Source organism: Halomonas sp. 5021, from assembly GCF_036663435.1.
In the GTDB taxonomy this organism is placed as follows: domain Bacteria; phylum Pseudomonadota; class Gammaproteobacteria; order Pseudomonadales; family Halomonadaceae; genus Vreelandella; species Vreelandella janggokensis.
Map to the genome: position 1 here is coordinate 42,415 of NZ_JAXOVU010000016.1, position 19,556 is coordinate 61,970.

Here is a 19,556-nt window from a genome sequence, read left to right on the forward strand (position 1 = left end):
GACGCCCCTGGCCAGGCTAGTGGGTGCATTGGGTTGGTGAGGGCGCCACTCGCCAGCGTCCAAGTTGGCTCAAGATCAGGGTGCTGCCCCTGGAGCGGGATTTTTCGCCCTGGGGGCAGAGGATAAATCGTCCGTTGTAACCGTTGCTGTGGCCCAGCGCATCGTAGCGTATTCGCCGCCAGCCCCGACTGTAGCGAACGTCGATGCGTTCGCTGGCGGGAAATGTGCGTAGTATGTCGATTGTCGCAATATCCCCGGTTTGATCTCCACGGACCACCATCAGAGCCTGGCTCCAGTTATCGCCGCAGCGCGATGTAGTCTGTGAGTCGGCGATGGGGCATAGCGTGATCGACCGACGCTGGGTAATGGCGGTTTGCCGGGCAAAGCCCAGCGCCGTTTGCAGTCGATTGATTTCGCCGGTGCGCGCAGTCCGTTCACCCAGCGCCTGAAAGCTGGGAATGCCCCAGACAGCGATGATGCCCATGACCAGCAGGGTGACCAAGAGCTCCAGCAGGGTAAATCCCCGAGCCTTGGCAACGTTCATGCGCCATTCTGGTTGATACATATCGCCTCCTTGCACTTGACCCCTTGGCGCCCACCGTTATGCTCGTGAGCAAGCGGCAGGTGGTGAAACTCTTACCTTAGGGGCTGCCGATACTTTTTTATGTAAGCCAAAGCGGACAAAGTGTGTGAGCGATTTCTTAATTGTGGGTGGCGGCGTCATCGGCATGATGACCGCGCTGCAGCTAGCCGATGCAGGGCAAAAGGTCAGTCTGGTCGAGCGTGGCGACTGTGGACAAGAAGCCTCATGGGCGGGGGGCGGCATCGTTTCGCCGCTGTATCCATGGCGTTACGCTCCAGCGATTTCCCAACTGTCGCGCTGGTCGGAAGGCGCCTATCCAAGCCTCGCCCTGCGTTTGCTGGAAGAGACCGGTATCGACCCGGAGTACCGTCAAAAAGGGCTGCTGTACCTGAGCGTGGATGATCCGGATTCCGCGCTGTCCTGGGCGCGGCAAATGGGCAAGCCGCTTGAGCGTGTGAGTGCGGATATGGTGCGTGCCAAAGAACATTGCCTGCCACCGACCGAGGGAGCACTCTGGATGCCGACGCTGGGCAGCGTGCGTAACCCGCGCCTTGGCAAGGCGCTGCGTGCCCGGTTATCGGCGATGCCCAGCGTGACGCTGCATGAGCAGTGTGAGGTGAATGGCTTTGTACGTCGCGGCGAGCGCATTGAGGGTGTAAGCACTGCCCAGCGGACGCTGACCGCGGCGCATACGATTGTATGTGGCGGCGCCTGGGCCGGGGCGCTGCTGGAAACGCTTGAGGTCTCGCTGCCCGTCAGGCCGGTAAAAGGCCAGATGCTTGCTTATCAAACGCCGCCTGGCTTGGTAAAGCGCGTTGTGCTCAAGGACGGGCGCTACGTGATTCCGCGGGCCGACGGTCTGCTGCTGGTCGGCTCGACACTCGAGGAGTGTGGGTTCGACAAGGCGACTGATCAGGAAGCGTTGATGTCGCTTCGCCGGAGTGCGGAGGGCATCGTGCCAGCGCTTGCCGACTATCCGGTGGCGTATCATTGGGCAGGGTTGAGACCGGGGTCGCCGGATGGCGTACCCTTTATCGGCGAACTGCCCGGCTGGAAGAATATATCGGTGAATGCGGGGCATTACCGCAATGGTCTGGTGCTTGCCCCAGCGTCAACGCACCTGCTGGTGGATCAGTTGCTCGGGCGCCCACCGTTGATCGATCCGGCGCCGTATCAGATGACGCCAGAACGATTAACTGCCGGGTAGGCTATGGGTCGGTGTCGTTATCACGCTGGCTCTGCTGCTCCTGCAGGAAACGGTCGCGATGGGCGCTTGAGCAAAACCATTGCTCAGCCTCGCGCAGTGCTTCCTCTTCGGGTAAATGCACGTCGCACCAGCGGCAGCGTACCATATGGCCGCCGTCGTGCTGTTGGTCATGCTGCTGGGTAAGACGTTCACGCTGCCATTGGCGGTACATGCTGAAAAGCTTGAGACCGGCGTAGAACAACACCGCGAAAATGAGTAGCCGAATAATCAAAAGGTTCATCCTGTTAGCGCCCTCATGCAATTTGCAAGCGCGGCCTTTGCCTGCGAGCGGCCCTTGCGGGACAATGCGTATTGATGGTGTGTCTCCATTCTAAAAGATTCTCAAGAGATTTTATCGCCCATGCAAGATTTAACGCTGGTCATGGCTCAACTCGACCCCTTGGTGGGGGATATTCCCGGCAATGCCGCACGCGCCATTGAAGCCGTGCGAGAAGCGCGCATTGAGCACGGTGCCGACATTGTGGTGTTTCCCGAGTTATTTTTGTCGGGTTATCCGCCGGAAGATTTGCTGCTGCGTCCGTCCATGGAAACGCGTCTGCGTGAAGCGCGTGCCCGCATGGCCGAGAAGATGTCGCCGGACGTGCTGGTGATCATTGGGTATCCCGGTGTACGGGAAGGCCACTGTTATAATCTGGCGGGGTTGTTGTACAACGGCCAATGGGAGGCCGAGTACGCCAAGCAGGCGCTGCCCAACTATCAGGTGTTCGACGAGCAGCGCTATTTCACACCGGGCACCGAGACGCTGGTGCATGAGCACAAAGGGGTGAAACTGGGCATCGCCATCTGTGAAGACTTGTGGGATGGCGCGCCGATCAAAGCCGCGGCAACGGCTGGCGCTGAAGTGCTGATCACCTTGCATGCGTCGCCGTATCATCAGGATAAGCCCAGTGAACGTCTTCGCCTGCTCGAGCAGCGTGCTCAGGATGTCGAGCGGCCCATCGTCTACGTCAATACCATTGGCGGCCAGGACGAGCTGGTATTTGACGGCGGATCCTGTTGCTTCAACGCCCAGGGGCAGCTACAGGTGTTGGCGCCTTACTGGGAGGTCGGCTTGATGCCGGTGCAGTTACTGCAAACCAGTGCCGCGACCTGGGAGCCGCAACCCGGGGAGATAGAGCCTGAAGTTGAGCCCGAAGAAAGTCTCTATTGTGCCCTGGTAACCGGCGTGCGCGATTACGTCAATAAAAGCGGGTTTGATGGTGTGGTGCTGGGCCTTTCCGGTGGTATCGATTCGGGACTCTCATTGGCGATTGCCGTGGATGCACTGGGGCCGCAACGGGTCCAGGCGGTGATGATGCCCTACCACTACACCGCTGACATCTCCAAGCAGGATGCCGCCGAGCAGGCCCGCTTATTGGGCGTGCATTATGACATCATGCCCATCGAGCCCATGGTGGAGGCGTTCATGGGCACACTGGCGGAAAGCTTTGCGGGCACCGAGCGGGATACTACCGAGGAAAATCTGCAGTCGCGTTGCCGTGGTGTGCTGCTGATGGCGATCTCCAATAAAAAGGGCTTGATGGTCCTGACCACCGGCAATAAAAGCGAAATGGCCGTGGGCTATGCCACGCTCTACGGCGATATGGTGGGCGGCTACAACGCCATCAAGGACGTATACAAAACCTGGGTGTACCGGCTGGCGCGCTGGCGCAATACCCAGTCACCGGCGATACCCGAGCGCGTCATAGAACGCCCGCCCAGCGCCGAGCTGGCACCTGATCAGCAGGATAGCGACTCGTTACCCGATTATGACGTACTCGACGCCATTCTGGCTCGCTATATCGAAGGCGATATGAGTGCCGAAGCGATCATTGCGGCGGGCTTTGCCCGGGAGGATGTCTATCAGGTCGTCAAGCTGGTTGACCGCTGCGAATACAAGCGGCGACAGGCACCAGTTGGTGTGCGGGTCACCCCGCGTGGCTTTGGCCGCGACCGGCGCTACCCGATCGTTAATGGCTGGCAGCCCGGCGAGTAGCCGGGCATTCCGAGACCTAGTCAAGTATCGGCGGTGGTGCCAGACTCCGCTTTACCATTTCGACAGCGGAGACCGGTTTGCTGAAATAGTAACCCTGGTAGGCATGGCACTGGTGATCGTTGAGGTGGCGCCAGTGCTCCTGGGTTTCTACGCCTTCGGCGATCACGTTCAAACCCAGTGCCTGCCCCATGGCAATAATGGTTTGCACAATCGCCATATCGTCCGCGTCCTTATGCAGGTCGCGGACAAACGCCTGATCGATTTTGATCTGGTCCAGCGGCAGTCGTTTAAGGTACTGGAGCGATGAATAACCGGTACCAAAATCATCCATGGCGAAACTGATCCCCAGCGCTTTAAGCTGATGCATGCGGGCAATGGTATCGTCCACGTTACCAATTATCATGCTTTCGGTGAGTTCCAGCTTTAACCGTTGTGGCAGAGCGCCGCTCCTGGCGAGTACGCAACGTACGCTATCGACAAAATCGGGCTGCTGAAACTGTTTGGCGCTGACGTTGACCGCAAGCGTCAGATGCGCGGTGCTCTCATCGTCGGCCCAGGCAACGAGCTGCTCACAAGCGGTTTCGAGCACCCATTGGCCCATCGGTACGATCAGTCCGGTTTCTTCGGCCAAGGGGATAAAAGTCCCTGGCGATACCATGCCTTTCTGCGGATGTTCCCACCGAATCAGCGCTTCCGCGCCAATCGCCCGCCCTGTGCTATCGACCTGCGTTTGATAAACGAGTATGAATTCCTGACGTTCAATGGCCAAGCGCAGGTCGCGCTCCAGCTCGGTCCTGGCTTCTAGTTCAGCTTGCACCGCCGGGTCATAAAACCTCAGGCCGTTGGGAGCTGACTGTTTGGCAAGGTGGGCAGCCGCGTTGGCGTATTGAAAAAGGTTGTCGACGCTATGCGCTGCGTCGCCAAACAGTACTACGCCAATACTCGTGCTCAGGAAGTGCTCTTTTTCTTCCCAAAGATAAGGCTGGCCGAGAGCGTGATGGAGTTTCTCGGTAAGCAGCTCGGTTTTCTCGGCGGCCTTCAGTTGATCCGCCGGTAATCCATCCACAACCATGACAAATTCATCACCGCCTATTCGTCCAATGGTTGCGCCTTCGATACCAAGGGCCGATAACCGCCGGGAAAGTTCTTGAAGCAGGCTATCGCCTGCCCGGTGACCGCAGCTGTCATTGATGCGTTTGAAGTCGTCCACGTCCAGGTATAGCAACGCGCCGTAGGTCTCTGTCTGCTGGTTGGTGTCCAGGGAATGCTGAAGGTGCTCTTTCATTAGCTGCCAGTTAGGCAGTTGGGTGAGGCTGTCGTAGTAGGCCAGTCGGTGTACCTTGCGTTCGGCCTCACGACGCTGCTGCTCGGTTTTTCGAAACGATAGCAGTGCTGAGGCAATGCGCTTCAGTGGCCCTCGCTGACGTTGGCTAAGGTGTTGGATATCGGCAAAGTCAGGTAATGCTTGGTGCGTGTTGGAAAGCGCCAGGATGGCGTCACCAACCATCACCAGTCGACGGTTGATACGCCAAGCGGCAAAGACAGCGGCGACGACCAGTATGCTCAATAATCCTAATCCCAGCCAGGCAAGGGTAGTTATAGATCGGCTCAGGGTATGGAAGGTTTGTTGATGACGTTCACTGGCGCGTTCGGTGAGTGTTTCAAAGGTACCTTGGGTGAGGATCATGAAACGATTGAAGTTGCTTTCCGCCTCCTGCATCAAAAAACCGATGTCTGCTTGATTAAGCGTGGCGGCTTCGTTGGCCATTTGGATAAAACGCCGATATTTTTGAAAAGCGACCAGTAGCGTTTCAGCACTTTCGGCATGCATGCCATCAATCAGGCCCGAAGACGCCAAATGCTCGATACGCTCGCCCATTTCGTTCAGCTTGAGGTGAATTTGACTGTATTCGCTATAGCTATCAAACGCACTGAGCTGGTCGTTGTCGGCTTCAACGAGAACGTGGCTAAGGCGTTCGTGAAGGGCGCCGAGACGGCGCTCGAAGGTTGCCATTTCAACCAGGCTGGCAAGATCGTTTGATTGCGTCTGGTGACGGTCGAGGAACTGTTCTCGGGCAATGCCCAGGGCAAGCATGCCCAACACAAAGGCAGGAACAACGAACATCAAGACGGGCAGCAGGAAAAACACGATAAGATTTTGGGTGGGTTTCATATTCGCCTCAGCACAGAGGGCCTTGAATAGTGGGCTCCCTTCCCATTGGGAGCCTTTCTTTTGGTGAGTGCCTATCCGTGGCAATGAAGACAGGGGGCCTTTGCCTAGAAGCTTTCCCACTCTGGCTGAGGTTGTTGCTGCTGACGCAATGCGGGTCGAGAGGCGGCTGGCATAGTGTTAGCGGTGGTCTGAGACGAGGCCAAGGCCATCGTGTGGTCTGAGCCGCTAGTAGGCAGCTTGAAGATGGACATGGAGTCGATCAGTTTATGGGCATTCTGACGTAAATTGTTGGCAGCTGTGGCACTTTCATGTACGAGGGAAGCGTTCTGCTGGGTGACCTGATCCATCTCGGTAACCGCTTGGCCGACTTCCTGCACCCCGGCACTTTGTTCAGCACTGGCATGGCTGATTTCTTTCATGATGTCGGTGACCCGGCCAATTGCCGCCACGATCTCTTCGGTGGACTTGTTGGCGTCGGCGGCACGTTCATTGCCGTGCTTGACGCGCTCAAGATTGCTGGAGATCAAATCATTGATTTCGCGGGCGGCGTCGGCACTGCGCTGGGCAAGTTTGCGAACTTCTTCGGCCACCACGGCGAAGCCGCGGCCGTGTTCGCCAGCACGGGCCGCTTCAACGGAAGCGTTCAGCGCCAGGATGTTGGTCTGGAAGGCGATGGCATCGATGGTCGAGATAATCCCGGCGATTTCCTGTGAACTCTTGTTGAGATCGTTCATGGTGTCAGCCACCTGACGCACGGCGTCACCGCCTTGTGTCGCTGTACGGGAAGCACTGGTCGCTTCCTGGCTGGCCTGTTCGGAGTTGTCGGCGTTGAGTTTGACGGTGCTGTTGAGCTGTTCCATGGCCGAGGCGGTCTCTGCCAGTGCGCTGGCCTGTTGCTCGGTACGCGATGACAGGTCGTTATTGCCCTCGGCAATTTGCTCGCTGTTGCTGGCGACCGCCTGGGCTGATGCCCGAACGTCAGCGACGATGCCCTGCAGTTGACGCGCCATCTCCACCTGAGAGGCCATGATGCTGCGCTTGTCGCCCTTCTTCAAGCGCCCTTGGCTATCCAGCTCGCCACGCCCAATGGCTTCGGCAAACGCCTTGACTTCATGGGGCTCGGCGCCCAGCTCACGCATCAGCTGACGGGTCATGAAGACCGCAATAAAGCCGCCTACAAGCAAGGCGAATACAGTCAGGCCGAGCATCTGCATCTGGAAGCCGGATGCGGTATCGCGAGCGGACGCAGTGGTAGCGTTATTCAGCTGTTCCTGATAATCGATGAACTGGTTGATGCGGTTGAGCCATTCGGCATAGGCAGGCCCGGCTTCAGCCAGCAGTAACTGCTCAGCCGCTTGATAATTTCCTTGCGCATGGGCATCCAGTACTTCGTCGGTGAGCGCACGGGTCGACTCGGCTTGCTCTTCAATACGGCTGAGTATGTTTTGCTCTTCGCTGTTGTTTTGGCCCTGTAGGCTGGCGTTGTTGGCGATAACGCTCTGCATGCCTGCTGAGGCGCTAGTGTAGTTGTCCTGCAAACGCTGCATGGTGTCCTGAAGCGCAGCAATGTTGCCGTCGCCAGTGAGCACAATGTCGCGCAGCGCGATGGCGCGGTCATGGACACTGCCTCGCCAGTCAATCGCGTGACGCTGCTTTTCGCCGTTGACGTCGTTGATGACTGCGAGGTCGCGGTCAATCTGGTTGACCTGGTAGATACCAATGCCCGTCAATATCACGAGAAGCGCAAGGAGTGCCGAAAACCCCAGGGTAAGACGCGTACTGATCTTGGTTCCCGTGAACCGTGAGTTTGACAAAAGCATTGAGTTTCTCCTTAGGCACCGTTTAGATGCTTGATCATGTTGGTACGAGGATATTAGTCATTTATATAGCTTTTGTACAACTATTGGCGGCGGATTTAGCGTGGTTTTTTGTTAACTAATTGATAAGTATAAGTATAAAAAGAAAAGCCACGCGAATGCGTGGCTTTTAAAATGGCGGTTTAGCAAGAAAACTTGTACAGCTTTCTTGCTAGCTCATGTCAACGCCTGACATGGCGAATACGCGATACGCTAATCGATATGCTTGGGTACAAACCGATTGCCTTCTAGCTGGTCATGGTTGGGCGCATTGTCGCGCAGAACCGCGAGCACTTCGTTGGCTCGGTCGTCCATCTCCAGACCCTGGTAGCCTTCTATCATGGTGGCAAGTGCATCGTGAGTGGCGTTGGATTCAGGGTAGTTTTCGATCACCCAGCGACCGCGCTTAACGGCGGCAAGATAGGCGCCGCGACGCAGGTAGTAATCGGCCACATGGAGTTCATGGCGAGCGAGCAATTCACGCAGGTACACGATTCGCTGCTGAGCATCCGGTGCATACTCGCTTTGTGGGTAGCGCTGAATCAGCTCACGGAAATCGCTGTAAGCATCACGTGTGGCGCCTAAGTCGCGCTTGGAGATATCAATCAAGCGCAGGCGCTCAAGGCTGAAACGCCCTGCCTGCCAGGCAGACAAGCCCCGCAGGTAATAGGCATAATCGACCTGAGGGTGATCGGGGTGCAAGCGAATGAATCGGCTGGCGGCGGCGCGCGCTTCTTCCCAGTCGCCATTCTCGTAATAGGCGTAAATCAACTCCAACTGGGCCTGTTCAGCGTGCTCGCCAAACGGGTAGCGGGTGTCCAGCGCCTCCAGGCGTTCTACCGCGATATTGAAGCGGTTCGCATCAAGAGCATCGCGCGCCCGTTCGTAGAGTTCACGCTCGGCAACGCCAGCGTATTCGTCATCGTCGTAGGCTGTGTCGTTGTTGCCATTGCTGGCGCACCCAGCCAGTAGAGCAAAACTTAAAGCAAACACGCCAAAGCGGTTGGCAGCGGAAAAAGCGCGCATCATCATCCTCGTTGCAAACAAGCCTCAATCACCGAAAAGCGACGATGGCCATGAGTAGAAATGGTAGAATAAGTCACAGTCAGCCCACTATAAATCACCTCGGCAAAAAACGCAGGCTTCGTATTACATTGCCGGGGTGTCGTTAAAGGAAGTTATCCTATGCCTCGCAGTGTTGAAGCGACGCAACGCGTGCCAACGTCATTGGCAGGTGCCCGTTTGGACCAAGCGGCGGCCGAGTTGTTCAGTGATTACTCTCGTGAACGTTTGAAAGCGTGGATCAATGCCGGTGCGTTGACGGTCGATGGCGAAAAAGCCAAACCCAAGGCGAAGTTGCACGGTTACGAGACGCTCGTGCTGCAAGCAACACTCGAGGAAGATACGCGTTTTGAGCCTCAGGCGATCCCGCTGGATATCGTCTTTGAAGACGAGACGGTGATGGTGGTCAACAAGCCAGCGGGGATGGTGGTTCACCCGGCGGCGGGCAACCCGGATGGCACGTTGTTGAACGCCCTGTTGTATCATCATCCTGCGTTGGCGGAAGTCCCCCGGGCAGGCATCGTCCACCGGCTGGATAAAGATACCACCGGGCTAATGATGGTGGCCAAGACCCTGCCCGCGCAAACCGCTCTGGTTGAGCAGCTACAGGCGCGCACTGTTTCCCGCCAGTACGATGCCGTGGTGATTGGCAAGCCGATCGCGGGCAGCACGATCGATGCACCGATTGGACGCCATCCCAAAGATCGTAAACGCCAGGCGGTGAACGCCTCAGGCAAACCGGCGGTGACCCATTTTCGTGTGGTGGAGCGCTTTCGTGCGCATACGCACGTTCGCTGCCAGCTGGAAACCGGGCGCACTCACCAGATCCGTGTCCACATGGCCCACGCCCGCTACCCGCTGATTGGTGATCAGCTCTATGGCGGGCGCGCCAAGCTGCCGCCTGGCGCTGCTGGTCCATTAAAAGACATACTGCGCGAGTTTCCCCGTCAGGCGCTGCACGCGCGCAAGCTGCGATTTATCCACCCTGTTAGCGGCGAAACACTGACTTTCCACGCAGGCCTGCCTGATGATCTACTAATGTTGTTGGACTACCTGCGCGACGATAGCGAGACCATGCAATGAGCGATGCCATTGACCTGAAGCCCACGCTGTTGGTGCCTGATTGGCCGGCACCGGCTAACGTGGGGGCGTTTGTCACCACCCGGGAAACGGGGCCCAGCCAAGGTGATTTTGCTGCCTTCAATCCGGCTGCCCATGTCGGTGATAACGCTGACCACGTTGATCTGTGTCGTCGGTTACTTGAAAAAGAACTCGGTGATGAGCGTCCATTGCTGTGGCTCAATCAAGTCCATGGCGCGCGCGTTCAGCAGGCGTTTCAATGTGATGCGCCAGAGGCTGACGCGGCGATTGCCAATGACCGCGGCTACGCCTGTGTGGTGCTGACGGCCGACTGCCTGCCGGTATTGTTTTGCAACCGAGCGGGGACCCAGGTGGCGGTTGCCCACGCGGGCTGGCGTGGCATGGCCACGGGCGTGTTGGAAGCCACGGTCTCAGCGATGAACAGTGAACCGGACGATATTCTGGTGTGGCTGGGCCCGGCGATATCGAACGCGCAATTTGAAGTGGGCCCCGAGGTCTACGGGGCCTTTGTGGCAGCTCAGCCTGAAACGGCGGATGCGTTCGACCACAGCCCTTATCGTCTGGGGCATCACATGGCTGACCTCTACCGGTTGGCCCGCTTTCGTCTTGAGGCGTTGGGGATTCATCACATCAGCGGCGGTCACTTCTGCACTGCCTGCGAGTCACGCTTTTACTCCTATCGTCGAGACGGCGGCCGTACCGGCAGAATGGCGAGCGTGATCTGGATCAAGTAAATCAGCAGACGGTCACACTTCCCCTTGAAACCTCCTGGCGCTGACGCCATTTAACTAGTCAATCTAATCGTGATTAGCACGATGATGACAGGTTATCGGGATACGCCGTACGTCCAAACGCGCGGCCACCCCCAGGAGGAAACTATGCGATTTGATAAATTTACCGCCAAGCTTCAGGCCGCCATTGCCGAGGCGCAATCAGTGGCTGTTGGCCGTGGACACAACCAGCTTGAGCCTGCTCACTTGCTGCTGGCGCTACTGGATACCAAAGATACCGGCATCAAGGCCCTGGTCGAAAAAGCTGAGGGCAGTAGTTCGCGCCTGCGCGATGGCTTGGTTCAGCAACTTGACGATTTGCCCAAGGTCGGCCAGTTCGATGGCGAGGTGCAGCCCTCGCGGGATTTGGTCAAGCTTTTCAACTTGACCGACCGCGAAGCGCAGAAGCGTGACGACCAGTTTATTGCCAGCGAGCTGGTGCTGCTGGCCGCGCTGGAAATGAACAGCGCCATCACCAAGTTGATGAAGCAGGTCGGGCTTACCCGCAAATCGCTTGAAGCCGCCATAGATAGCTTGCGCGGGGGCGCCAAGGTGGACGACCCGAACGCTGAGGACCAGCGTGAGGCGCTCAACAAGTACACCTTGGACCTGACTCAGCGCGCGCTGGACGGCAAGCTGGATCCGGTGATTGGCCGCGACGACGAAATTCGTCGCACCATCCAGGTGCTGCAGCGTCGCACCAAGAACAACCCTGTTCTCATCGGTGAGCCCGGTGTCGGTAAAACTGCCATTGTCGAAGGTCTGGCGCAGCGGATCGTCGATGGCGAAGTCCCAGAAGGCCTGAAAGACAAGCGCGTGCTGTCGTTGGATATGGGCGCGTTGCTGGCGGGGGCCAAGTTCCGCGGCGATTTTGAAGAGCGCCTGAAAGCGGTGCTCAAGGAGCTCTCCCAGGAAGAAGGCCGGGTGATCCTGTTCATCGATGAGCTGCACACCATGGTTGGCGCAGGCAAGGCCGAAGGCGCCATGGATGCGGGTAATATGCTTAAGCCGGCGCTGGCTCGCGGTGAGTTGCATTGCGTGGGCGCCACTACCCTGGATGAGTATCGCCAGCATATCGAGAAAGATGCCGCGCTTGAGCGCCGTTTCCAGAAGGTGCTGGTCGACGAGCCGACGGAAGAGGACACTGTGGCGATTCTGCGTGGCCTTAAGGAGCGCTACGAGGTCCACCACGGCGTCGATATCACGGACTCGGCGATTATTGCCGCGGCAAAACTCTCCACTCGCTACATTACCGACCGCCAGTTGCCCGATAAAGCCATCGACCTGATCGATGAAGCAGCCTCGCGTATTCGTATGGAGCTGGATTCCAAGCCTGAGGAGATGGATAAGCTCGACCGCCGCTTGATTCAGCTCAAGATGGAGCGCGAAGCGCTTAAGAAAGAGACCGACGAGGCGACCAAAAAACGCCTGGAAGCGCTCAACAACCAGATCCACGAGTTGGAGCGCGAGTACGCGGATCTGGATGAGATCTGGAAAGCCGAGAAGGCCAGTATTCAGGGGGCAGCGCAGTTCAAGGCCGACCTGGAACAGGCCCGTATCGATCTTGAACAGGCCCGCCGCCAGGGTGACCTGGGCCGCATGTCGGAGATTCAGTACGGCAAGATACCCGAGCTGGAGAAGAAAATCGCTGAAAGCGCCGACAGCGAAACGGATACCTCAAGCCATCAACTGCTGCGCTCCAACGTGACGGAGGAGGAGATTGCCGAGGTCGTTTCCCGCTGGACGGGTATTCCGGTCGCCAAGATGCTGGAAGGCGAGCGGGACAAGCTGCTGCGTATGGAAGAGGCGCTGCACGAACGGGTAATCGGCCAGGATGAAGCGGTCGAGGCCGTGGCCAACGCCGTGCGTCGCTCACGGGCCGGTCTTGCTGACCCCAACCGCCCGAACGGCTCGTTCCTGTTTCTCGGCCCCACCGGGGTAGGTAAGACAGAGCTGTGCAAGTCGCTGGCCAACTACCTGTTCGACACCGAGGAAGCCATGGTGCGTATCGACATGTCGGAGTTCATGGAGAAGCACTCCGTGGCCCGTCTGATCGGTGCGCCGCCCGGTTACGTGGGCTACGAAGAGGGCGGCTACTTGACTGAAGCGGTGCGCCGCAAGCCCTATTCGGTAATGCTGTTGGACGAGGTAGAGAAGGCTCACCCTGATGTGTTCAATATCCTGCTCCAGGTGCTGGAAGACGGGCGTTTGACCGACGGTCAGGGCCGCACGGTAGATTTTCGCAATACCGTGATCGTCATGACCTCCAACATGGGATCGGACATTATCCAGCGTATGGGCGGAGGCGCTGGTGAGGATCAAGACAGTGATTACGAAGTGATGAAAAATAGCGTCATGGAGGTGGTGGGTAACCACTTCCGGCCTGAATTGATCAACCGTATCGATGAAGTGGTGGTGTTCCACGCGCTTGGCCAAGAGCAGATTCAGGCGATTGCCGGCATTCAGCTTGAGCGCCTGAAAGCGCGCCTTGCTGAGCACGAGTTACGTCTGGAAATCAGTGACGATGCCTTGGCACAGTTAGCCGTAGTGGGGTTTGACCCGGTATATGGTGCAAGGCCGCTCAAGCGGGCGATTCAAAGCCGTATCGAGAACCCCTTGTCCCAGGATCTGCTGGCCGGCAAATTTTCACCCGGCGACACCATTCATATCAGTGCGGCCGATGGTAAATTAGTGTTCTCTTAATATAAGGTTCTCTGCCTATCAGCCCCGCTTGACGATGTCAGCGGGGCTTTTTTTGCTTTCAAATAACCTGTTTGTCGGCTTTCGTTGGATCGAAGGTTGACAGGCTGAGGATGCTAATGGAATCTTGAGGGTTCCTGATTTGCGGGCGCGGAACCAACGGGTAATCCCCAGTCCCCGCGCGAAGGGTAGGCGAATGCCTCTACCCGCCGAAGGACTTCCGGGCTTGGGCTAACCGCCCGACCTGGCCAACGCCCCGACACGGCGAACTGCCGTGATAAGAGTGCAGGCCCTAACCGGGCCTTATGCCAGGGTTTGGCATCAGGTGCCAGCGATGGCTGGCAGCGGCATACCGCCGCACTCGACACCGTAGAATTGTCTGCGGATCGCACTCGAGACCTTCAGGGGAGAAACACTGTGGAACTGCTTTCCGGCGCAGATATGATTGCCCGCTTCTTGCAAGATGAGGGCGTCGAATACATTTATGGTTATCCCGGCGGTGCGGCGCTGCATATCTATGATGCGCTCTTCCGCCAGGACAAGGTGAAGCACATTCTGGTGCGTCACGAACAAGCGGCGACCCATGCAGCCGACGGTTATGCACGCGCGTCCGGCAAGCCCGGCTGTGTGCTGGTGACCTCGGGCCCGGGTGCCACCAACGCCGTGACCGGCATTGCTACCGCTTATATGGACTCGATTCCCATGGTGGTGCTGTGTGGGCAGGTAATGAGTCACCTGATCGGCGATGATGCCTTCCAGGAGACCGATATCGTCGGTGTGACCCGCCCGATTGTGAAGCACAGCTTCTCGATTCGTCACCCATCCGAAATCCCGGAAGTGCTAAAAAAAGCCTTCTACCTGGCGGCCACTGGACGTCCCGGCCCCGTCGTGGTCGATATTCCCAAAGACATGACCGCACCCACCGAGCGTTACGAGTACGTCTACCCGAAGAAGGTCAAGATGCGCTCCTACAACCCGGTGACCCGAGGCCATACAGGGCAGATAAAGAAAGCCGTCGAGATGATGCTCAAGGCCAAGCGCCCGGTATTCTATACCGGCGGCGGTGTCGTGCTGGGTAAGGCCAGCGACGGTCTGACCGACCTGGTCAAGCAACTGGGCTTTCCGATAACCACCACATTGATGGGGATTGGCTCGTACCCTCAAAGTGACCGGCAGTGTTTGGGCTGGCTGGGGATGCATGGTTCCTATGAATCCAATATGGCGATGCATCATGCGGACCTGATCATCGCCATTGGTGCGCGCTTTGACGACCGCGTGACGAACAATACGTCGAAGTTCTGCCCAACGGCGAAGATTATTCACGTCGATGTCGACCCAAGCTCCATCTCCAAGACCGTACGCGCCGATGTGCCGATTGTGGGCCCGGCCTCAAGTGTCATTAATGAGATGATTAGTCTGGTGCAGGGGCAGGAAATTGCGCATCCGGAAGCACTGACGGAATGGTGGCAGAAGATTGATGACTGGCGCGCCGACCGTGAAGGCAAACTTTACGAGCCGTCCAGCACGGGGGAAGCCCTCAAGCCTCAGGAGGTAATCGAAGCGCTTTGCCGGGTGACCCGCGGTGAGGCCTACGTGACCACCGACGTGGGCCAGCACCAGATGTTCGCGGCGCAATACTACAAGTTTGATAAACCCAACCGACTGATTACCTCAGGGGGGCTGGGCACCATGGGATTTGGCTTCCCGGCTGCCATGGGTATCAAGCAGAACTTCCCGGACGATGACGTGGTATGCGTCACCGGTGAAGGCAGCTTTCAGATGATGATGCAGGAGCTTTCGACCTGTAAGCAGTACGGTGTCGGTGTCAAGATTGTCAATCTCAACAATGCCTCGCTTGGCATGGTGCGTCAGTGGCAGGACTTGAACTACAAGTCGCGCCACGCCCACTCCTATATGGAGTCGCTGCCCGATTTTCATATGTTGATTGAGGCGTATGGGTTCACCGCGATCACCGTGACAACCATTGATGAGTTGGAACCGGCGATGGAGCGGGCGTTTGCTGACAAGCACGAGCTGGTGTTTCTTGACGTGAAGGTCGACCCTTTTGAGCACGTCTATCCGATGCAGGTGCCGTTGGGCGCCATGCGCGACATGCTGCTGTCTAAAACGGAGCGTACCTGATGCGTCATATCATCTCGATTCTGATGGAAAACGAACCGGGTGCGCTGTCACGTGTGGTCGGGCTGTTTTCCCAGCGAAACTTCAACATTGAAACGCTTAACGTCGCACCCACGGAAGACCCGTCGCTGTCGCGCCTTACAGTGACGACGGTGGGCGATGACCGGGTGATTGAGCAGATCACCAAGCACCTCAACAAACTGATTGATGTGGTCAAACTGGTGGATCTCACCGAAGGCAACCATATCGAGCGTGAACTGATGCTGGTGAAGGTGAAAGCGCTAGGCGCCGCGCGTGACGAGGTGAAGCGCACGGTGGATATCTTCCGCGCCCAGGTGGTCGATGTCACGCCGAGCCTTTACACGGTACAGATCACCGGCGATGCCGCCAAGCTGGATGCCTTCCTTCAGGCCATGGCACCGGTGGGTATTCTGGAAGTGGCGCGTACCGGGGTGTCGGGTATTGCCCGCGGCGACAAGGTGCTGTCGCTGTAGGCAGCTCTGTTGACGAATGCCTCTGGTCGAAAGGCCGCCCTCTCTGGGCGGCCTTTTTCATGGGTGAAGGTTTTTACCGGGCGCTGACGGTTGCCCAGAAAGCGTCGATCATGGGATTTTTTAAACGTCGGTTGAGTACGCATAACCCAACATCGTAGTGAGGGAGTTCAGGTTTCACGTTCAGCACCTGAACCCGCCCGGCCAGCGGGCTGTTATCCAGTACAATTTTCGGCACTACGCCCACGCCAAAACCCAGGCCTACCATGCTGACGATGGCTTCATGTCCGGCCACCTGGGCATAAATCCGCGGTGCGATTCCCAATGCCTTGAACCAGGTATTGGTATGCTCCCTGGATAGCCCCGCTTCAGACAGAATCATGGGCACCCGTTGCCACTGCGCAGCGGTCGAGCTTTCGGGTTCGAGTGGTAGCCAGTCCTGTGTCTCGTTGGACGCAATAAATACTAACGGCGAGCGTGTGAGCGATTTAAAGGCCAGTGCGCCAGGCGGTATGCGCGGGCGCGGTGTAATCGCCATATCGTCAGCGCCATCCAGCACCCGGGTCATGGCGTTGGCGGGGTCGCCGGTGTGCAGCTTGAGCTCAATGCCCGGATGACGCGTGCGGACATCGCTCAATAACTCATAGAGAAAGCTGTAGCTGGCGGTGACCGAGCAGTAAATGCTGATTTCACCGCGCAGCTGTTCGGTGGTGGCCGCGAGGGTGCGCTTTTGCGTTTCCCACTGCTCCAGCGTGTCTTTGGCGTAGTGATGAAACGCCAAGCCTTGCGAGGTCAGCGTGACATGACGGTTGTCGCGCTCAAACAGGCGAGTGCCAAGTTCAGCTTCAACGTGCTGAATCGAGCGGCTGAGTGTTGACGGACTGATGTGGCAAAGTTCGCTGGCGCGACCATAATGCAGCGTCTCGGCCAGGGTGACCACATGTTTGAGTAAGCGGAAGTCCATGGCAGGCCAGTATCCTCGAGAATATTTCATAAAGTGAAATAGTATGTTGCAAACATAGCGTTTTACGCAACGGCGATGCTGTCGTAGAGTGACTCCAATGACGAATCCCAGTGCTGCAGAAGACGGCACGGGTGGCCATCAACGCTGAACCACACGCTATTCAAACTGCTGATTCAACCCATTTTTGGAGTATTGCCATGCGCGTTTATTACGATAAAGACTGTGACCTGTCCCTTATCCAAGCCAAGAAAGTCACCATCGTTGGTTATGGTTCTCAGGGGCATGCCCACGCCAACAACCTGAAAGAATCAGGTGTCGATGTCACCGTTGCATTGCGCAAAGGTTCTTCGTCGGCGGCCAAGGCAGAAGGCGCTGGCCTGAAAGTCGCTACTGTTCCTGAAGCCTGCCAAACCGCCGATGTGGTGATGATTCTGGCGCCGGATGAGAATCAAAAGGCTATCTATGAGCAGGAAGTCGAGCCGAACCTGAAAGAGGGTGCCACTCTGGCGTTTGCCCATGGCTTCAACATTCACTACAACCAGATTGAACCGCGTAAAGATCTCGATGTGATCATGATTGCACCGAAAGCGCCGGGTCACACTGTACGCTCTGAGTTTGTAAAAGGTGGCGGTATTCCTGATCTGATCGCTATCCATCAGGATGCATCGGGCAGTGCCAAGGAATTGGCGCTTTCCTATGCGGCGGGTGTAGGCGGTGGCCGCAGCGGCATCATTGAAACTACCTTCAAAGACGAGACCGAAACGGATCTGTTTGGTGAGCAGGCAGTGTTATGTGGTGGTGCCGTTGAGTTGGTAAAAGCTGGTTTCGAAACCCTCACAGAGGCGGGTTACGCACCAGAAATGGCTTACTTTGAGTGTCTGCACGAGCTCAAGCTGATCGTCGACCTGATGTACGAAGGCGGCATTGCCAACATGAACTACTCCATCTCCAATAACGCGGAGTATGGCGAGTACGTGACCGGCACCGAGGTCATCAATGAGCAGTCGCGTGCCGCCATGCGCAATGCATTGAAACGTATTCAAACGGGTGAGTACGCCAAGATGTTCATCAACGAAGGTAACAGCAACTATCCTTCAATGACCGCGCGTCGCCGCCTTAATGCCGAGCACGACATTGAGCAGGTGGGTGCCAAGCTGCGTGGCATGATGCCATGGATCGCCGCTAATCAACTGGTTGATAAGTCTAAAAACTGATGGTGGTAAGTCATTAACACCACAGGGAAGGCTAACGGGGTGCGCACTGGCGCGCCCCGTTTTTTATGGTGCGATTGTTTAAGGCACGCTCGGGCGCAATTGACTGGCTGATAAGTCTTCAGCGTGTAGAATGAAAGTGATCACTGTTCCCGTGATTTACTTTTAATGGATGAGACCTATGACCCAGGACGCTCGCGATCAAGAGCAACCAAGTTCAGATCATTCTGGCGAAAACCAGGCAGGCAGTACGCGACCAGATACCGCTGACCAATCAGAAATAGGCGGCAATGAGGACTTGGCAGCAGCCTTCTTGCGCGACACGGAAGTGGTTGAAGAAGCGGTTGAAGATGGCAAAAAGGTTCGCCGCAAGGGTATCTACCTGCTGCCCAACTTGTTTACTACTTCGGCGCTGTTTTCAGGATTCTTTGCCGTGGTGGCGGGGATCAATGGTGACTTTACAGCGGCGGCCGTCGCCATCTTTATTGCCATGGTGCTTGACGGGCTAGATGGTCGAGTTGCTCGTATGACCAATACAGAAAGTGCTTTTGGTGCCGAATACGACAGTCTTGCCGACATGATTTCTTTTGGCATGGCGCCCGCGCTCGTCGCCTTTACCTGGATTCTGCAGGACATTGGTAAAACAGGCTGGGTGGTGGCATTTCTCTACGTTGCTTGCGCGGCACTGCGCTTGGCGCGCTTTAATGTGCAGATTGGTAGCGTGGACAAAAAATGGTTTATCGGCTTGCCCAGCCCCTCAGCCGCGGCGCTGGTGGCGGCGAGCGTATGGACATTCCATAGCTTCGACGCAGATGCTTTTGGCTTCAAACTGTTGATGCTGGTGGTTGTGGCGGCGGCTGGCGTGCTGATGGTCAGCAACATTCGCTATTACAGCTTCAAGGACCTCGACTTCAAAAAACCAGTGCCTTTCGTGGTCCTGCTAGCCGTGGTGCTGGGCTTTGTGATGATTTCCGTTGAGCCGTCTGTCATGCTGCTTTTGCTGTTTGGTACCTACGTGCTCTCTGGTCCTGTATTGGCCGTCATGCGCAAGGCAAAACCGAAAAGTTAAAAAATTCCGCACGCCCCTTGCGTCCTCGTCAGCAAAGCCGTAAAGTACGCATCCGCTGCCGGGGACGCCCAGCGTTGCCAGCGGTGAATGAGGTGTAAAAACCTCGGTTTGTCAGTAGGTTAGGCAAATAGCAGGAAGGAAAGTTGAGTTAAACATTTCCTTCGCTTCTGCCAAACAGCCGTTGACAAACATTGG

At 57.0% G+C, this 19,556-nt stretch carries 15 protein-coding genes; 9 read left to right on the top strand and 6 right to left on the bottom strand.

The features are described 5' to 3' along the window. Positions 1–16: 16 nt before the first annotated feature. Positions 17–565 (bottom strand): GspH/FimT family pseudopilin, encoded by a 549-nt coding sequence (locus R3F64_RS17750; protein ID WP_332612868.1) that lies wholly within the window; start codon positions 563–565, stop codon positions 17–19. Between the two features lie 124 nt (positions 566–689). On the opposite strand from R3F64_RS17750, the gene thiO reads away from it, so the two are divergent. Then, positions 690–1,790, top strand: a complete 1,101-nt coding sequence (gene thiO, locus R3F64_RS17755; RefSeq protein ID WP_085920134.1) for a glycine oxidase ThiO — start codon at positions 690–692, stop codon at positions 1,788–1,790. A 1-nt stretch (position 1,791) separates the two neighbouring features. Here the strand turns inward: thiO and R3F64_RS17760 are convergent, their stop codons facing one another. Beyond that, positions 1,792–2,070: a PP0621 family protein gene (locus tag R3F64_RS17760; protein WP_085920135.1), complete on the bottom strand. Its 279-nt coding sequence runs from the start codon at positions 2,068–2,070 to the stop codon at positions 1,792–1,794. Between the two features lie 120 nt (positions 2,071–2,190). Between R3F64_RS17760 and R3F64_RS17765 the strand changes: the two genes are divergently transcribed. Continuing rightward, on the top strand, positions 2,191–3,825 hold the full coding sequence (locus R3F64_RS17765; protein WP_199284001.1) for an NAD+ synthase: 1,635 nt from the start codon (positions 2,191–2,193) through the stop codon (positions 3,823–3,825). A 16-nt stretch (positions 3,826–3,841) separates the two neighbouring features. Here the strand turns inward: R3F64_RS17765 and R3F64_RS17770 are convergent, their stop codons facing one another. The 3 genes from R3F64_RS17770 to R3F64_RS17780 form a co-directional block, all read right to left on the bottom strand. Further along, entirely contained in the window at positions 3,842–5,998 is a 2,157-nt protein-coding gene (locus R3F64_RS17770; RefSeq protein ID WP_332612871.1) for a putative bifunctional diguanylate cyclase/phosphodiesterase, read from the bottom strand. 104 nt (positions 5,999–6,102) lie between these two features. Beyond that, positions 6,103–7,818, bottom strand: a complete 1,716-nt coding sequence (locus R3F64_RS17775) for a methyl-accepting chemotaxis protein (protein WP_264824845.1) — start codon at positions 7,816–7,818, stop codon at positions 6,103–6,105. Between the two features lie 249 nt (positions 7,819–8,067). After that, positions 8,068–8,880 (bottom strand): outer membrane protein assembly factor BamD, encoded by an 813-nt coding sequence (locus R3F64_RS17780; protein ID WP_085920139.1) that lies wholly within the window; start codon positions 8,878–8,880, stop codon positions 8,068–8,070. 159 nt (positions 8,881–9,039) lie between these two features. On the opposite strand from R3F64_RS17780, the gene rluD reads away from it, so the two are divergent. From rluD to ilvN, 5 genes are all read left to right on the top strand, one after another. Then, positions 9,040–9,999 carry a 23S rRNA pseudouridine(1911/1915/1917) synthase RluD gene (gene rluD / locus R3F64_RS17785; RefSeq protein WP_085920140.1) on the top strand — a complete coding sequence of 320 codons (960 nt, stop codon included), beginning with the start codon at positions 9,040–9,042 and terminating at the stop codon, positions 9,997–9,999. Continuing rightward, the gene (pgeF, locus tag R3F64_RS17790) at positions 9,996–10,751 is read left to right on the top strand and encodes a peptidoglycan editing factor PgeF (protein ID WP_332612874.1); all 756 of its coding nucleotides are present in this window, start codon (positions 9,996–9,998) and stop codon (positions 10,749–10,751) included. Before rluD ends, pgeF begins: the two co-directional genes overlap by 4 nt. A gap of 144 nt (positions 10,752–10,895) precedes the next feature. Next, a complete protein-coding gene (clpB, locus tag R3F64_RS17795) occupies positions 10,896–13,490 on the top strand; it encodes an ATP-dependent chaperone ClpB (protein ID WP_332612876.1) in 2,595 nt (864 codons plus the stop codon). Positions 13,491–13,904: 414 nt separating this feature from the next. Next, a complete protein-coding gene (locus R3F64_RS17800; protein WP_085920143.1) occupies positions 13,905–15,629 on the top strand; it encodes an acetolactate synthase 3 large subunit in 1,725 nt (574 codons plus the stop codon). After that, entirely contained in the window at positions 15,629–16,120 is a 492-nt protein-coding gene (gene ilvN, locus R3F64_RS17805) for an acetolactate synthase small subunit (protein WP_066316765.1), read from the top strand. The genes R3F64_RS17800 and ilvN overlap by 1 nt, the downstream gene beginning before the upstream one ends. Positions 16,121–16,193: 73 nt before the next feature. Here the strand turns inward: ilvN and ilvY are convergent, their stop codons facing one another. Beyond that, positions 16,194–17,081: an HTH-type transcriptional activator IlvY gene (gene ilvY, locus R3F64_RS17810; RefSeq protein WP_085920144.1), complete on the bottom strand. Its 888-nt coding sequence runs from the start codon at positions 17,079–17,081 to the stop codon at positions 16,194–16,196. Between the two features lie 197 nt (positions 17,082–17,278). Between ilvY and ilvC the strand changes: the two genes are divergently transcribed. After that, a complete protein-coding gene (ilvC, locus tag R3F64_RS17815) occupies positions 17,279–18,295 on the top strand; it encodes a ketol-acid reductoisomerase (protein ID WP_085920145.1) in 1,017 nt (338 codons plus the stop codon). Positions 18,296–18,473: 178 nt separating this feature from the next. Beyond that, positions 18,474–19,361: a CDP-diacylglycerol--serine O-phosphatidyltransferase gene (gene pssA / locus R3F64_RS17820; protein WP_085920146.1), complete on the top strand. Its 888-nt coding sequence runs from the start codon at positions 18,474–18,476 to the stop codon at positions 19,359–19,361. The last annotated feature ends 195 nt before the right edge of the window (positions 19,362–19,556 follow it).

What these genes read in the sequence shown, in the direction of transcription:
- R3F64_RS17750 (WP_332612868.1), bottom strand. Translation starts at nt 565, where the DNA reads ATGTATCAACCAGAATGGCGCATGAACGTTGCCAAGGCTCGGGGATTT.
- R3F64_RS17760 (WP_085920135.1), bottom strand. Translation starts at nt 2,070, where the DNA reads ATGAACCTTTTGATTATTCGGCTACTCATTTTCGCGGTGTTGTTCTAC.
- R3F64_RS17765 (WP_199284001.1), top strand. Translation starts at nt 2,191, where the DNA reads ATGCAAGATTTAACGCTGGTCATGGCTCAACTCGACCCCTTGGTGGGG.
- R3F64_RS17770 (WP_332612871.1), bottom strand. Translation starts at nt 5,998, where the DNA reads ATGAAACCCACCCAAAATCTTATCGTGTTTTTCCTGCTGCCCGTCTTG.
- R3F64_RS17775 (WP_264824845.1), bottom strand. Translation starts at nt 7,818, where the DNA reads ATGCTTTTGTCAAACTCACGGTTCACGGGAACCAAGATCAGTACGCGT.
- R3F64_RS17780 (WP_085920139.1), bottom strand. Translation starts at nt 8,880, where the DNA reads ATGCGCGCTTTTTCCGCTGCCAACCGCTTTGGCGTGTTTGCTTTAAGT.
- rluD (WP_085920140.1), top strand. Translation starts at nt 9,040, where the DNA reads ATGCCTCGCAGTGTTGAAGCGACGCAACGCGTGCCAACGTCATTGGCA.
- pgeF (WP_332612874.1), top strand. Translation starts at nt 9,996, where the DNA reads ATGAGCGATGCCATTGACCTGAAGCCCACGCTGTTGGTGCCTGATTGG.
- clpB (WP_332612876.1), top strand. Translation starts at nt 10,896, where the DNA reads ATGCGATTTGATAAATTTACCGCCAAGCTTCAGGCCGCCATTGCCGAG.
- ilvN (WP_066316765.1), top strand. Translation starts at nt 15,629, where the DNA reads ATGCGTCATATCATCTCGATTCTGATGGAAAACGAACCGGGTGCGCTG.
- ilvY (WP_085920144.1), bottom strand. Translation starts at nt 17,081, where the DNA reads ATGGACTTCCGCTTACTCAAACATGTGGTCACCCTGGCCGAGACGCTG.
- ilvC (WP_085920145.1), top strand. Translation starts at nt 17,279, where the DNA reads ATGCGCGTTTATTACGATAAAGACTGTGACCTGTCCCTTATCCAAGCC.
- pssA (WP_085920146.1), top strand. Translation starts at nt 18,474, where the DNA reads ATGACCCAGGACGCTCGCGATCAAGAGCAACCAAGTTCAGATCATTCT.